The organism is Paraburkholderia sp. GAS348, assembly GCF_050434205.1.
Taxonomy (GTDB): Bacteria; Pseudomonadota; Gammaproteobacteria; order Burkholderiales; family Burkholderiaceae; genus Paraburkholderia.
This window is the reverse complement of record NZ_JBNPVT010000049.1, coordinates 1-14,655: the sequence shown is the minus strand read 5'-3', so window position 1 is coordinate 14,655 and position 14,655 is coordinate 1. Positions and strand designations below refer to the sequence as shown.

Below are 14,655 nucleotides of genomic sequence, written 5' to 3'. Positions count from 1 at the left end.
CACAGTCGCCACATCCACGTCCGCGGCGGGCGGCGCTGCCGCGGCGGCAGCCTCGGTGACCGGCGCGCCACCGTACGTGTGATACATCGCGCCAACGCCGGCGATGACCGCCAGGGAAATTGCGCTGGCGGCAACCAACCTACGCTTGAAGGGCATTTCAAACTCCGGTTTACTGGTGATATGGATCAGGAACGCTCAGAAATAGCGCCAAGTCTCTTGCTAAAGAAGGCGGCAACGTCAGCGAGTACTTCCCCTCGTGACGCCAGTTCGTTCTGCGCGACATTCCGGTAACGCGCAACCGTACGTGGGTACTCGTACGGCAATCAGCTCTGCGGCAGCTCGCTAGCGCCTTTGAACGTTTTCTACGTGCAACTCACCAAGGTTGGACCACAGCTGCCACAATTCGCAGTCCCGGTTGAAATGCATGTGCAATTTCATGTCAGTCGCCAGTCCGCGGATCGATTACGCCAAGAGCGCGACGGATGCGGCCTCAAATCAGGCACGGTTTGCCGTTGCGCTGCAGTCGCGCGGGACGGGCATGCTTCAACAAATCGTCAGCCCCCCGTACTGCCCCATCAGCCTCGAGAAGCATTCGGGGCAACTCACGCAGGTAAGCATCGGCCGGTAGCTAGTGTGCTTTTGTGACGTCAGACTTCAGTTTCTCGCACTCATCGCATCGGTCTAGAACCGTGACGAGCATCGGGCGGGAATTCCGCGCCTCACGCTCCTTCAAGTTCATCTCGTATCCCCTCCGCTATCAAATTCATGGCGATCTCCCGAAGCATGTGCTCAACCAGCGCGCCACGAGGCATGTCGCGTAATTCGTTCAAATCCTTGGCTAATGTGCTCATGTCTCTCTCCATTAGGTTGACCGAGTCTTATGCGTGCTCGGTTGAGGGGCAATTATTTGGGACCGGGCGCTAGCCCGGCTCGTGGCGCCCTGTTTACCTATGACATGTCATGAATGAAGGTTATGCGTCCGCTATGACGTCGCAAAGGACGACTGACCCAAGAATCCTGCCGTCCACACCAGATAGACTCAACCCGATAGCTGCAAGCGTCCCTCGCGTGGCCGGCTCAGGCAGTGCTGCCCGTCGCGTTGCCGACTCGGGCATACAATACGGAGGGTAGAAGGAAGAGCTGAATGGGGGCTGAGATGCGCACAAGGGGAAAGTTAATCGAGCGCTCGATGGACACCAAGCACATCGCTCTGGTGACGGTTCCACCTGTGGTGGAACTAGATGTCTTTGGTCCTGCAAACACTTTCGATATCGCCAGCAAGCTTGTCGCAGGTTCCGCGCTTGCTCCGCCCGACAAGCCGCCGTACCGGTTTACAATTGTCTCGCCGACTGACGACCACGTAGTTGAGGGAGAGACCGGCTGCCGGCTTTTTGCAGATAAATGCTTTACTGAGGTCGAAGGCGATATTGACACACTGTTAGTGACTGCCGGACCACGTTCGATCGGGTATGAGGGTACACCTGAGTTTTGGGAATGGCTCCGACAGACGAGCGGGAGGGCACGACGTACGGGTTCCGTTTGTGTTGGCGCGTTCATACTTGCCAAGTCCGGCTTGCTCGAAGGAAGACGAGCGGCTACTCATTGGAACTGGGTGAACGATCTGCAGACGCTTCATCCAGGCGTTAAGGTCGACACAGAAAGCATTTGGGTCGAGGACAGGGGCGTATATACCTCCGCCGGCGTCACGGCAGGCATCGATCTCGCTCTGGCGATGGTTGCGGAGGACTTCGGGAACGCCGTCGCATTAAGCGTGGCAAGGCAAATGGTGGTTTTCCTGAAGCGGCCGGGGGGACAGCGCCAGTTCAGCGTCACTCTGGCCGCGCAGGCGCCCAGTTCAAAGACATTTGAGGAACTAAGCGTGTGGATCGTCGAGAACCTGCACAATCCATTGAGTGTGGAGATTCTTGCGGAGCATATGGCAATGAGTCCGCGACACTTCGCGCGCGTCTTTAGCGCTGAATTTGGCAGCACGCCCGCCAACTTTGTACGTCAAAGCCGAATCCAGGCTGCGCGCACACTGCTCGAGCAGTCGAAGCGCGGCATGGACGACATTGCAGCGTGTTGTGGTTTCGGCAGTGACGAGGTAATGAGAAAGGCCTTCCTGGACGTACTCGGTGTGACGCCGGGGCAATATCGGGCTACCTTCGGGGTACACTCGCGCGAAGCGGACCACGCATCTTGACCTCACAGATGGAGCAGGTCTTCGCCCGCCGTGTCTGCGGCGGGTAAGACCAATAGATCAGCCAGGGCCAATGGGTGGGAATGAAACGCCCTTGTGCCGGCAAGGCAGCGTCGGCCAGCCAGGCCTACCTTGCGATACTTGAGCCACAGCGGACGTTCGTCGTCGGTCACTTCCCGAAACTAGCCGAATGTGTTGCCGTTGGCGGATGATCCAGCCGGCGGCTTGTCGCTGCTGTCGACGCCAGTGATTTTTCCTGCAGTTTCCTTACTCGGCGTCCTGCGCTACAGCTGTTCTTTGATTCTTCGTCAAATCCCGTCGGTCAATTCGTTTTGAGCCGCTTCATCGTGGCTGATGACATGTCTACGTTCATACCACCGCCGGCCGATCGGTTCGAGAAATCGCCGTTGTGTTCCACGGTGCATCACGTTGAGGAAGAGATCATGAGCATGCTCGTTGCGTATTTCGGACGAACGTGACCGGTCATTTCGGGAACTTGACCGATCGGACGGGAAGGCAGGATTGGCGTTGCTACACCGTTTCGGCCTCAAAGCTCCGTACCATGAGGCCCTCCGGGTGATTCAAGGCGGACTTTGTACTCAGAGGGAATGGACGCTAGGCGTCTGTACATTCGTGTAGTAAGCAGTCCTGCTAACCCGCTAAGTATTGTGTAATGACTGGCGCGCGGGGAGATCAAGTATTTGATAGGCGATTTGCTGGTCCGAGCGGAACTTGGCACTCAACCGGCGGAGGGGGAAGACAGTTCCAGCGCCGCGAATGTGTAGGTACGGTCGGTGGGCCGTGAGAGCCAGCGGATGGTGATGCCGCGCGTGGCCAGTTTGGCGGCATACACGCCTCGGTGAACTGTTCCAGCGGATGCGGAGGCACTTATGCGCCGCCTCGTGTCCTCAAGCATTGCGCTGCGGTGTACGTGAGCGGCAGTTGATGGCAGAAATCAAGGGTTATTCGTCCTCACGCTTCAGCTTGCACGAACATACCATGAGGTTAGAACGGCAAGGGCCTACACCAATTAGGAAGATCCGCCGTCTTCGATAGTTCGACAGCCAAAAAAGGAGCAAAAAATGGACATCAATCTTCCCGAAATACCGGACCAGATGACGGGACGCTGCATGTGCGGAACGGTGCATTACAAGATCTCGGGAAAGCCAATGTTTTCGGCGCTGTGCCATTGCGACCGGTGCCGGCCGCAGTCCGGAAGCGCCTTCTCAGGCATCATCGTCATCTCACGTTCGACATTCGAGATCGAAGGAGAAACAGCTGTATTCGAGGACGTAGGCACGAGCGGTTTGAGGGTTGCGCGTCGCTATTGTCCCAAGTGCGGCTCGCCGTTGACCACCGAGCCGGATGTAACGCCGGAGATCATGATGGTGAAGATTGGGACCGTCGAGAACAATGAGTGGTTTCAGCCTGCGATGGAGCTGTTCGTGACCAAGCGACGGCCGTGGGTCCAACCCGTGCCGGGCGCTGCTCAGTTCGAAGGCAATCCCCCAATCTGATTTTCCGATATTAAACACCGTGTTGTGTAAGGAGCGAACCGTGAACAGGTTCCAGAGTTTTTTTGACGCCCAAAAATCGTATTTCACCAGCAATATCACTCGTTCCTATGAATGGAGAGTCGAGCAACTCGAACGGATGGGCCGGATGATTTCGGAAAACGAACATGCCTTGCAGCGGGCAGTCGCCCATGATTTCAAGACGGCGAGCCAGGAGTATATTTTTGAAACAGCCGCCTGCCTCCTTGAAACTGAATACCAGAAAAGCCAGCTCAAAGACTGGATGACGCCGGCCGAGGCGCCTGTTCCCAAGGCACTTGCCGAGTCCGGTCACAAGGGCGTCGTCTATCGTGACCCCTATGGTGTCGCGCTGGTGATCGCTCCGTTTAACGGTCCTCTCCTGCTGCTGCTCCGGCCAGCGATAACGGCGCTCGCTGCCGGTAACACCTGTTTCCTCAAACTCAGCGAGGCGTTGTCAGCGACTTCCGACTTGCTCCAGGACCTTGTAGGGAAATATTTCGAGCCCCGGGCAGTCATCGCGATTCGCGGAAGCCGTGAGGAAACCGGTGAGCTTCTGAAGCTGCCTTTCGATTTCATCTTCTTCACGGGCAGCACGAAGGTGGGCAAGATCGTTGCGCATGCAGCGGCCGAGAACCTGACACCTGTTCTTCTTGAACTCGGTGGGCAGAACCCTGCCATTGTCGATCAGACGGCGAATATTCCGGATGCCGCCAAGAAAATCGTGTGGGGAGCAACAGCATGGGGCGGCCAATGGTGCACATCACCCGGCTATGCCTATGTGCACGAGTCGGTTGCTGAAGCGTTTGTTGCGGAAGCCAAAAAGGCCGTCCTTGAGCTATATGGGCAGGATCCCAAGAACAACCCAGACTATTCTCGCATCATCAACGCGAAGGAGGTCTCGCGACTCGCTGCGCTAATTGATCCAGCCAAGGTCGTTTACGGTGGCTCGTCCGATCCTGAGGCTCGCCATCTTGACCCTACCATTCTCCATCCTATTTCGTGGGATGACGAAATTATGAAGGATGAGATTTTTGGTCCAATCCTGCCCATCCTGACTTACAAGACATTGGACGAGGCGTTTGCGAAAATTTCTGCGAACCCGCACCCACTATCGGCTTTCATCTTCAGCCAGGATCAAGCGACCATCGATCGCTTCACCGGTGAACTGTCGTTTGGCGGAGGGGCGGTGAACCAGGTCAATATCCACCTCTTCATCGAAACCATGCCATTTGGCGGGGTTGGGCCGGCAGGCATGGGGCATTATTACGGCAAGTATGGGTTTGACATGCTGACACACGCAAAGTCCATGTTGATCTCACCGCCGAATGTCGCGATCGATCACCTTTTCCCGCCCTATTCGGAAGAGAAGAACCAGGCACTTGCCATGTGGTTCAACTATTGATGTCGCTAGTGTGAAGGAAATTGGATTCGAAGGGGCACCTGCGAAGCTGTTTCGCAGGCCTTGCTTCTATTGGTGGGGGGCTATTGTTGATCATCCTAACTATCAGATGCACACCCGAATCAGACGGTGCACCGCGACGACGGATTTTCGAATCGAGACCAACGCAGGCACACATAGCGCCCCCCATGTTTCACCCTTATTTTCGAGAGACTATCGACATGTCGCTGATAGACCAAATCCAGGCCGCGGAGAATGCGCTCGCTGAGACCCTTGAGACGCTTGATAGCAAAGAGGTGGCGGCGCGCTATAGCGAGGACGCACGTATGTTGCCCGACGGGCTGCCAACGATGAAAGGGAGAACAGAGATCTCCACGTTCTTTGACGGCGTGTTCAAGCAAGGTGTCGTCGGCGGTAAATTTTCCACCTTGGAAGTGGACGGTTCGGAAGATGACGTGATTGAGATTGGCAGATACGAACTTTATGCGCAGCCGCAAGAAGGCCCTCGCGTCAGCGTTGGAAAGGGCCGCTACCTCGTCGCATGGAAACGCATCGACGGCGCTTGGTTTCTGCATCGAGACGTCTTTAACAGTGAGGGATAGCCAGGCGACTCGATGGATGAACGACGCGGCCAGCCGCTGTCAACCGATTTTGCTTTTCTTGAGGAGGTTATATGAAAGTTCTTTCGCTTGCTTTTCCGGGTTTCACATTCATTGATCTTGCCGGCCCAATGCAGGCATTTTCGCTTCTTCCTGAGTTCGAGTCACAGGTGGTATGGCAACAGAAAGGCGATGTTGCGTCTGACGGTGGCGTCACTATTCGAGCGACACATGACTTTTCCGATGCCTGGCGCGATCCAGACATTCTGTTTGTGCCAGGCAATACCTTAGCGCTGTTCGGTCAGCTTGAGGACGACCGCACCCTCGATTTTCTCGCCAGTCGCGGCAGCCGGGCGGGCTGGGTTACGAGTGTCTGCAACGGGTCGTTGTTGCTCGGTGCAGCGGGTCTGCTCCACGGTTACAAGGCCGCATCCTACTGGTACACGCGCGAATACTTGGCACATTTCGGTGCACAGCCAGTGGCGGATCGATTCGTCATCGATCGCAACCGGGCGACTGGTGGCGGTATGACGGCCGGTATCGATTTTGGCCTTAGCATGCTCGGCCATCTGATGGGCGAGGATGCGGGTCGTGTCTTCGAACTGTTGTTCGAATATGCTCCGCAACCGCCGTTTGGAACGGGGCGCCCGGAATTGGCACCGGAGGCAACCCTACAAACGGCGCGTGGGCTATGTCGTCGGCTCATGCCGGTCGAACGTATCAAAGACCTGAAAGTCCGACCCGCGCCAGTTACGTGCTGACTGCCCTCGTGCTTATGAGTGGCGGTTCGTTCGCGTCGTTCTCTAACAATGACGTACTTGCCTGACAAGTCAGAAGTTGACATGCAGATGAAGGATTTGCTCGCGAACATTTCGATGCAGATGTTCGTCGCAGGACGTTCGGTGAACGCTTGTAGCGGAAAGGCGTTCGGGGTGTACGACCCGTGCCGGGCGCTGCTCAGTTCGAAGGCAATCCTCCCATCTGATTCAGCCATATCAAACAGGTGTTGCGTGAGGAGCGAACCATGACCAGGTTCCGGTGCAGACACCCGAAGCAAGATTGATACTAAACGTAAGTCACATAACGATATTGGCGGGCACTATGGAAACCTGCACGGAATCGAATGCGGTATGGGAATTGATCGTGGAGCGACTAGGCGGTGAACCTTGCGGGCACCCGCTCAGCGACAGTGAGTTAAGTGCGATGGATTGCTCGTCCACCTTGGCGGTCAAGGTTAGCATTATAGGATGGCTCACTAGCGGCAGGACAATCGTTTCGTGGCGTAGCGCCACGACCGGGCACTATGCAGCACAGGTCTGGCGACAGACAAACTCCCGTAGGTCCGGCACCTGCATACTAAGTGGAGATCCAATCAAACGGGGTGACTTCGTCTATTGTCCAGCGAAATCGCGACGGCCACCAGCTAACGCCGACGCGATGATTCTTTCGCATCATATGGAAGCAGCGGCCAGATTGATTACCGCTGATCTCGATTGCGACGATGATTCGATCATGCGGGGCGATACCAGCAAGTCGAAGAAACTTGACAGTAGCACCACCACATTGAGATCCAAGACACCGGAGGGGGCAAAGCGTTCACCCAGCATGCAGCGCGCGTAAGCGGTAGCCGTCGAACGAACGCCGTCTTGACATTCACGGCTTGAAGCGCTGGAGGCGTGTCTGGATGAGGTGGTGATCGAGTGCGGGGAATCGAATGTTCCATCATGCCGGTCGAGCATGTGTTCGTGCTCGAGGTGCGTTGAATCAGCGAACATCTCGAGAAGCTCCCCGTAGTCGTAAGGGTCACGATATCTTCGGGCGAGCAGGTGTTGGTAACGCGGAGGTACAGCGAAAGGCGCCGCAACCAGCAGGGAGTCGCCGGCGGGAGTCTCGCTTCAATGTTGATGTATGTCGACACAATTTTTCTCCACATTCGCCGTTATATTTTTGCGGCGAACTAGCTCACACCTGTATATCTGTCCGGATTTTTGGGTAATTTGTCATTGCTGATGCCTGTATGTCGGGGTAATTTGGGGATGTATATAGTAGCGGCTTATCAATTCAAAGAGCGATATGGGATTAAATAAAGAAATCGGTTAAATCAGGGTGATGCGCGTTATTAAATATGAAAATTAAAAACTCACCAAGTAGGCGATTTGTAAAAAGCTGACATTTGACCCGGTAAGGCGCCGATGAGGCGCGAGCATATATTTTCGGTAATCGTTTCTTTAAAGGAGTTCTGGCCGTGTCATCTTTAGATGTTCTTCCTGAAGTGCGGTCATGGCTGAGCCGTCGCCACGGTCACTACATCGCTGGGCGTCCCGTGCCTGGATCGAATGCTGGTGATCTATCGGTTATAAACCCTGCGACGGAGGAAGTTATTGCTTCCGTGGCTGAAGCATCCTCTGTCGAAGTTGACGCAGCAGTGCAGTCGTCGTGGGATGCATTTCGCGGCATTTGGGCAACTACATTACCGGCGGAGCGCGGCAACATATTGCTGAAGGTGGCGGAATGCCTGCAATCTCATCGCGAGGAATTGGCGCAACTTGCAACACTAGAAACTGGAAAAACTATTTCTATCTCGCGCCTGTTCGAGATTGACCAATCCTGCGCCTTTCTCCGGTATTACGCTGGTGCAGCGACCCGCATCAACGGGCAGACCATTTCACCGTCGATTCCTTCCATTTCGGGCGAGAGGTACACCGCCTTCACGCATAGGGAGCCTGTGGGTCCTGTAGCGGGTATCGTTCCATGGAATTTTCCCATTCTCATAGCCGTTTGGAAATTTGCGTCTGCGATTGCGACGGGTTGCACAAGCATCATCAAGCCAAGCGAATTTACTCCGCTAACCATGCTCCGGATTGCCGAGCTAGCTACCGCAGCTGGTTTGCCCCCAGGTGTGCTCAACGTTGTGAACGGCGCGGGCAACGTCGGCAATCAACTCGTTTCACATCCTCTCGTTGCGAAAGTTAGCTTCACCGGTTCAGTGGGGACCGGGATGAACGTGGCTCGGAGCGCTATAGAGAACAATTTCGTCCGGACGACCTTAGAGCTAGGGGGGAAGAATTCCGTGGCGTTCCTAAGGGATATTGAACCGGAAAATGCCGTCGCAGGGATTATGGAGGCAGGTTTCGTTAATCAGGGACAAGTTTGTGCGGCGGGAGAGCGATTCTTTCTTCATCAGAGCCGTCTTGACGATACCCTCGAGGCGCTCACGAAGGCGCTTGACAAAATGGTTATTGGCGATCCACTCAACGAGACCACTCAGTTTGGGCCGCTGTCCAATCGTTCGCACCTGGATCGTATTTTGGGATTTTTTAGGAAGGCAAAGCAGGAGGGAGATCATATCGTTTATGGCGGGCAATCGATCCCGGGGCCTGGCTATTTCGTGAAACCCACGGTGATTCGTGCAACGTCAAAGGGTTCAACTCTTCTTCAGGAGGAGACGTTTGGTCCGATTACGACCTTTCTCGCGTATGAAGACGAGGACGAACTGATTTCGCTAATGAACGGCACCAGTTATGGATTGGCGGCAAGCTTATGGACGAATGATCTCGGTAAAATGTATGCGATGGTGCCTAAGATCCAAGCTGGCACGGTCTGGGTAAATATGCATACATATCTTGATCCCGCCGTACCTTTCGGGGGAATGAAGTCCTCCGGGCAAGGGCGTGAATTCGGCGATGCATTCATCGCGGATTACACGGAATTGAAATCGGTGATTGTCAGGCATCGCTAGTTTGCTATTCGATTGATCCTGCGAAAGATTTCATTTATTTAAAGGCGCGGCGTCTAATATTGCATCGCCGGATACATTCGTCTCAATTGCGGTCGCTTTTACGTTAGGGAACTTGAGCGAGCTAGTCAGCGAAAGGAGCAAAGAAACTAGCTGCTTTCACGGAAAAAATTGGAATAACGTCATTGCTACTATCATGAAAGTGACGTGAACAGGAGCAATTGGCTTTGATTGATGTGTAGTCTGTCCGGCGGCTTCTGCCCCCCGGCTGGATGTATCGAAGACTTCGGGTTTGTATGGGAGCGATGGAATGAGTACGCGAGAAGTTGTGTTGTGTCACCCGGTTAGGACGGCGATCGGAGCCTTCAATAGTTCACTTAAAGCGACCACTGCCGTCGAGTTAGGGGCAGCTGTGATCCACGAGTCATTGGGTCGCTCCGGCATCGATGTCGGTCTGGTCGGCAGCGTGGTGTTCGGCAATGTGGTCCAGGCCGGCAACAAAATGAATCCCGCGCGTCAGGCAGGTGTCGCGGCAGGCCTGCCGGTATCGGTACCGGCCATGACCGTCAACCGGGTGTGTGGATCTGGCGCCCAGGCTATCGCGACCGCGGCGGACGAGGTCAGGCTTGGCTACGTCGATGTGGCTGTCGCCGGCGGCATGGAGAACATGGGCAGCGCCCCCTACCTCGTGCCGTCTGGCCGCTGGGGCAAGCGTATGGGCGACACGGTCATGAACGACAGCATGCTAACGGATGGCCTGGTGGACGCGTTTTCGGGTGAGCACTCAGGCTGGCATACAGAAGACCTGGCCGCTCGCTACCATCTCAGCCGGGAAGAGCAGGATCAATGGGCGGAGCGCTCCCAGAGCCGGTTTGCCCGTGCACAGGAGCGGGGCCGCTTCGTGGCGGAGATCGTTGACGTGCCGGTGAAGGTCGAGAATGGCTCGGCCGTGTTCAAGGTCGACGAAGCCAATCGGCCCGATACTACGCTTGAGGGATTGAGCCGCCTGAACCCCGCATTCCGCCTGGATGGAACCATTACCGCGGGCAATGCGCCCGGCATCAATAGCGGTGCCGCGGCAATGCTGGTGGCAGAGCGCTCAATTGCCGAAAGCAAGGGCATGCTGCCAATGGCAAGACTGGTTGCCTATGGCGTCGGGGCTGTCGAGCCGGGCATGTTCGGCCTTGGTCCGGTGCCGGCCGTGCGCCTAGCGCTGCAGCGCGCACATTGGGCCCTTAGCGATATCGAGCGCGTCGAAATCAATGAAGCCTTCGCTGCCGTGCCCCTTGCAGTCGCAGCCGAGCTTGGCTTGCCCCATGACATCATCAATGTGGACGGCGGAGCCATTGCGCACGGTCATCCCATTGGCGCCACCGGAGCCATCCTGACGGTACGACTGCTGCATCCAATGCGGGCGGATGGGGTCAGGCGAGGTATCGTGACCCTGTGCATTGGCGGCGGACAAGGAATCGCGCTCGCGATTGAAGCGCTCTAATGTTCTGAAGAACCATGAAGATACTTGTGCTGGGTGCTGACGCCATGGGTAGCGGCAACAAAGCGCCGCAGACTGCCCACGTTTTCGCGAAACGTCATTTTGCACGGAATTTTACCTACCTAATCTGACTTCCATGCCGCGCGCGGGGCGCTGCCGCATTATTGCGAAGCGTCCTAGTGGAGTCATGGGGCATCAGATAAAGTAGGAGTGCAAAGTTAAATAAATAGCAATGGAGACAGGAGAACATCGTGAAGTGGGGAAAATATTGTCATTTGATCGTCGCGACCGTCAGCGTAATGGCGACCGCCAATGCGCTTGCCTATGACGAACCCCAGGTCAATCTGGGTTTTACCAGTTTTCTCGACGCTGCTCCGCCGGCGGGGCCGGGACTCTACTTCGAGCAGTACTTTTCGTATTACAACTCCGATCATCTAAACGACAACAACGGCGGCAAGCTGCCGTTGCCGAACCAGAAGGTCGACGTAGCGGTCAGCTTGTCGCAGCTTCTTTACATGTCCCCCAAGAAATTCCTCGGCGGCAATATCGGCTTCACGGTGCTCCTGCCCGCCATCTTGGGACACAGCATCGACGACGGCCTGAACAACACGGTACTGAAAGGCGAGAACGGTGTCGGTGACGTGATATTTGGGCCATTTCTGCAGTTTGGTCCATTTGTGGGGCCGAACGGCCCAACTTTCTCGCATCGCTTCGAACTCGACGTAAGCGCGCCGACCGGGGCATACAATCACAGCAATGCGGTGAATCCGGGCAATAACTTCTGGTGGGTCGAGCCTTATTGGGCGGGTACGTATTGGTTCACTCCGAAGCTCACTGCGTCTGTACGCATGCACTACCTATGGAATTCAAGGAACAACGACCCGAACGTCTCGTTTGGGCCAGGGGTCACCAGCACTCAGGCGGGCCAGGCGTTGCATGCCAACCTGGCGATCGAGTACCAGGTAACGCCGCACTTGCGACTCGGCGTGAATGGCTACTGGTTTCAGCAGATCACCGATACGAAGGCAAACGGCAGTGATGTGCCTGGGCGGCGCGAGCGAGTTTGGGCGATTGGACCGGGCATGATGTACAGCTTTTCGCCCGAAGATCATCTGTTCTTTAACGCCTATTTTGAGGAGGGTGCGAGAAACCGTTCGCAAGGCAATCGATTTGTGGCCCGTTACGTACATCACTTCTGATGCCGAAGTTGGCGAAAAGCGCGCTTTGGATTGGTCGACGAGAACGAGACGGATGACTGGGCAAGTGCTGAATTCGGTGAGGAGAATCCGGGTGTTGCGCGCCTGGCACAACGTCTTGTTGCATTGGCTCGCCGCCGCGCACACAGTCCGCAAGACGCGCGGCGCTGGACTATCGAGACGTGGCACCGTGTACTCAAAAGCGGCTGCCGTAGCGAGGCGCGCCAGTTCGGCACGTTCGACCGGTTTGTGAGAGCGACTGCTCTGTTTGCGTCATCGCGTGGCACATCCTGTATGCAACACAGCTCGCGCGTACCGATACGGAACTGTGCTGCGAGTACCGGTGCAACCCGCTGAATGGCATGCGCTGTATTGCCACACCCACCGAACGACGCGACTGCCAGAGCAAATTAGAACGCTCCCGCAAACCATTGTGTGGATAGGCTTGCTCGGCGGCTAGCTGAATCGCACGCATGACCAGCCACCAAGACTGACCGTCATATGGCGCGGATTTCTCGTCCTGCACGAAATTACGAGATGTAGCAGATTTTCAGGCAAAGCGGATAGCGGGCCCAGTAAAACTATCGATCCTGGCGGTCTGTCTGTCCTTCGTCTGGCTCAACGCACAACCTGGCAGCGGCCGCCTGTTTGCGGTACTGGTCGCGCTCGGCGCATTGCTTTCGATGCAAATGACGCCCATTATCACGATGGTGTCGGAGATGTATCCGCGTGCGAACCGCGTGACCGGCATGTCGGTGGTCTACGGACTCGGGGTCTCGCTGTTCGGCGGCTTCGCGCAATTCATCAACACGTGGCTGATCCAGTTCCCCGGCAACCGGATGGCACCCGCCTGGTATTTCAACACGGTGTTGATCGTGTCGCCGATTGTGCTGATCGGCTTTCGTGATCGAACGCGGGACGTGACCTGATCCTGACGACTCTTCAGAATCGTTCAGACTTTCTCGAAACGGAGCAAACAACTTATGACGGCTTCCACGCAGCGCTTTTACATCGGCATGCTGATCTTCAACGGCATGACCAACCTAGATTTCGCCGGACCCTTCGAAGTGTTCTCGCGGATGCCCGATACTACCGTGCATGTGATCGGCATCGACGGCGAGCCGACGCGCAGTGACGTCGGCGGCATGATGCTGCCCACTGTCACGATGGAAACCTGTCCCGCGCTCGACCTGTTTTTTGTGGGCGGCGGCCTAGGCGTGAATCCGCTGATGGAAGATGAACGGGTGCTCGATTTCATCGCCTCGGCCAGCGCTCGCGCCAGCTGGATCACCTCCGTGTGCACGGGCGCGCTGCTGCTCGGCGCAGCGGGCCTGCTCGATGGCTACCGGGCCGCCACGCATTGGACCGCGATGGAAGTGCTGCCGCTGCTCGGCGCGATTCCGGTTCACGAACGTGTCGTGATCGACCGGAATCGTGTCACCGGCGGCGGCGTGACCGCGGGGATCGATTTCGGCCTGACGATCGCCGCGCTGCTGCACGGCGAACACATTGCGCAGGTGATCCAACTCGGCATGGAATACGATCCGAAGCCGCCTTTCCAGGTTGGCTCTCCCCGCGTTGCTCAACGAGCCTTAATTGACGAGGTTTCCCGACGCGCGCAGCCAATGACCGACGAACGTGTTGCGGCGGCGCAGCGTCTTGCTCCACGATTGACTGCTCTGCGAAACACGCAAACTCGGGCGGTGACGGGACGGTGATTCTTCAGGTTCGCCCGAAAGTTCGGCTGCGCGTGCTGCCAGACGCTCGTACAGGTGAGCGCTCCATCGCGCCCGATCGCGCGTGGCGTCGCAGGTTTGGGCGTGCTCGCGTATGTGATCGTCAGCAAATTCGCAGACCACTTGCCGCTGTATCGTCAGGTGCAAATCTGCGCCTGCGACGGGATGGATACTGAGCGCTCGACACTCAGTCAGTGGGTCGGTGGCGTGAGCCGCTTGCTGCGTCCGTTGGTCGATGCGCTACGTCGCTATGTGTTGGCCGGTCCTATGTCGCATGCCGACGATACGCCGGTGGCGGTGATCGCGCTCGGCATAGGCAGGGCGGCCACCACCCGGAGGACCTATGTGCGCAATGAGAGCCCGGCAGCATCGACGCAGCCGGCTGAACTCTGGATGGCCCCCACCCCCGATCGCGAGGACAAAACATCCTCCGCGCAACCTTGAACCTTTCACGGAGATCCTGCATGCCAATCGGTTCTCCTGCTATGACAAGGTGTTCGAGGACACCGGTCAAGCGCGTGCTGGGCACGTTCGACGTCAATTGTATGAGCTGACTCAGTCGCGCGAACGGGCCCCGTCTTCCAGCGACTTTCCCGGGCACCCAGACGGGCTATATCAAGGGCTCTGGTGCAAATAGGTGGATTGGCGGAAAAGCTTACTATAGTTTCGGACACCTTATCGATTGGACAGGACAGCATTCCAGATGGCAGGCACAACGGCATCTTTGGGCCCGAGAATGGAGAGGTTGAACTGCCCCTTGCG

The 14,655-nt window shown here is 56.6% G+C and carries 13 protein-coding genes and 1 pseudogene; 12 read left to right on the top strand and 2 right to left on the bottom strand.

All coding sequences use genetic code 11. From position 1 onward, the window contains the following. Positions 1 to 719: 719 nt before the first annotated feature. The gene (locus tag P3T22_RS32925) at positions 720 to 851 is read right to left on the bottom strand and encodes a hypothetical protein (RefSeq protein WP_429327239.1); all 132 of its coding nucleotides are present in this window, start codon (positions 849 to 851) and stop codon (positions 720 to 722) included. A 338-nt stretch (positions 852 to 1,189) separates the two neighbouring features. Between P3T22_RS32925 and P3T22_RS32920 the strand changes: the two genes are divergently transcribed. The 6 genes and pseudogenes from P3T22_RS32920 to P3T22_RS32895 form a co-directional block, all read left to right on the top strand. Continuing rightward, entirely contained in the window at positions 1,190 to 2,203 is a 1,014-nt protein-coding gene (locus P3T22_RS32920) for a GlxA family transcriptional regulator (protein WP_429327238.1), read from the top strand. Between the two features lie 1,079 nt (positions 2,204 to 3,282). Then, positions 3,283 to 3,717 carry a GFA family protein gene (locus P3T22_RS32915; protein WP_429327237.1) on the top strand — a complete coding sequence of 145 codons (435 nt, stop codon included), beginning with the start codon at positions 3,283 to 3,285 and terminating at the stop codon, positions 3,715 to 3,717. A 40-nt stretch (positions 3,718 to 3,757) separates the two neighbouring features. Continuing rightward, on the top strand, positions 3,758 to 5,137 hold the full coding sequence (locus P3T22_RS32910; protein WP_429327236.1) for an aldehyde dehydrogenase family protein: 1,380 nt from the start codon (positions 3,758 to 3,760) through the stop codon (positions 5,135 to 5,137). A gap of 218 nt (positions 5,138 to 5,355) precedes the next feature. Then, positions 5,356 to 5,736 (top strand): YybH family protein, encoded by a 381-nt coding sequence (locus P3T22_RS32905; protein WP_429327235.1) that lies wholly within the window; start codon positions 5,356 to 5,358, stop codon positions 5,734 to 5,736. Positions 5,737 to 5,807: 71 nt separating this feature from the next. After that, positions 5,808 to 6,494: a DJ-1/PfpI family protein gene (locus tag P3T22_RS32900; protein WP_429327234.1), complete on the top strand. Its 687-nt coding sequence runs from the start codon at positions 5,808 to 5,810 to the stop codon at positions 6,492 to 6,494. A gap of 340 nt (positions 6,495 to 6,834) precedes the next feature. Continuing rightward, a pseudogene (locus P3T22_RS32895) lies at positions 6,835 to 7,128 on the top strand (DUF3331 domain-containing protein); the annotation flags it as partial. A 56-nt stretch (positions 7,129 to 7,184) separates the two neighbouring features. Here P3T22_RS32895 and P3T22_RS32890 read toward each other — a convergent pair. Continuing rightward, entirely contained in the window at positions 7,185 to 7,508 is a 324-nt protein-coding gene (locus tag P3T22_RS32890) for a hypothetical protein (protein ID WP_429327241.1), read from the bottom strand. Between the two features lie 470 nt (positions 7,509 to 7,978). Here P3T22_RS32890 and P3T22_RS32885 point away from each other — a divergent pair, with 470 nt between their 5' ends. The 6 genes from P3T22_RS32885 to P3T22_RS32860 all read left to right on the top strand — a co-directional run bounded on the left by P3T22_RS32885 (position 7,979) and on the right by P3T22_RS32860 (position 14,337). Beyond that, positions 7,979 to 9,472: an aldehyde dehydrogenase family protein gene (locus tag P3T22_RS32885; RefSeq protein WP_429327233.1), complete on the top strand. Its 1,494-nt coding sequence runs from the start codon at positions 7,979 to 7,981 to the stop codon at positions 9,470 to 9,472. Between the two features lie 307 nt (positions 9,473 to 9,779). After that, positions 9,780 to 10,964, top strand: coding sequence for a thiolase family protein (locus P3T22_RS32880; protein WP_429327232.1), 1,185 nt, complete (start codon positions 9,780 to 9,782; stop codon positions 10,962 to 10,964). Positions 10,965 to 11,260: 296 nt separating this feature from the next. Further along, complete coding sequence (locus tag P3T22_RS32875) at positions 11,261 to 12,160, top strand: SphA family protein (protein ID WP_429327240.1); 900 nt, start codon at positions 11,261 to 11,263, stop codon at positions 12,158 to 12,160. Positions 12,161 to 12,846: 686 nt separating this feature from the next. Continuing rightward, the gene (locus tag P3T22_RS32870; protein WP_429327231.1) at positions 12,847 to 13,086 is read left to right on the top strand and encodes a hypothetical protein; all 240 of its coding nucleotides are present in this window, start codon (positions 12,847 to 12,849) and stop codon (positions 13,084 to 13,086) included. An 87-nt stretch (positions 13,087 to 13,173) separates the two neighbouring features. Next, positions 13,174 to 13,875: a DJ-1/PfpI family protein gene (locus P3T22_RS32865; RefSeq protein WP_429327230.1), complete on the top strand. Its 702-nt coding sequence runs from the start codon at positions 13,174 to 13,176 to the stop codon at positions 13,873 to 13,875. Positions 13,876 to 13,929: 54 nt separating this feature from the next. Next, positions 13,930 to 14,337, top strand: a complete 408-nt coding sequence (locus P3T22_RS32860) for a transposase (RefSeq protein WP_429327229.1) — start codon at positions 13,930 to 13,932, stop codon at positions 14,335 to 14,337. Positions 14,338 to 14,655 lie beyond the last annotated feature (318 nt).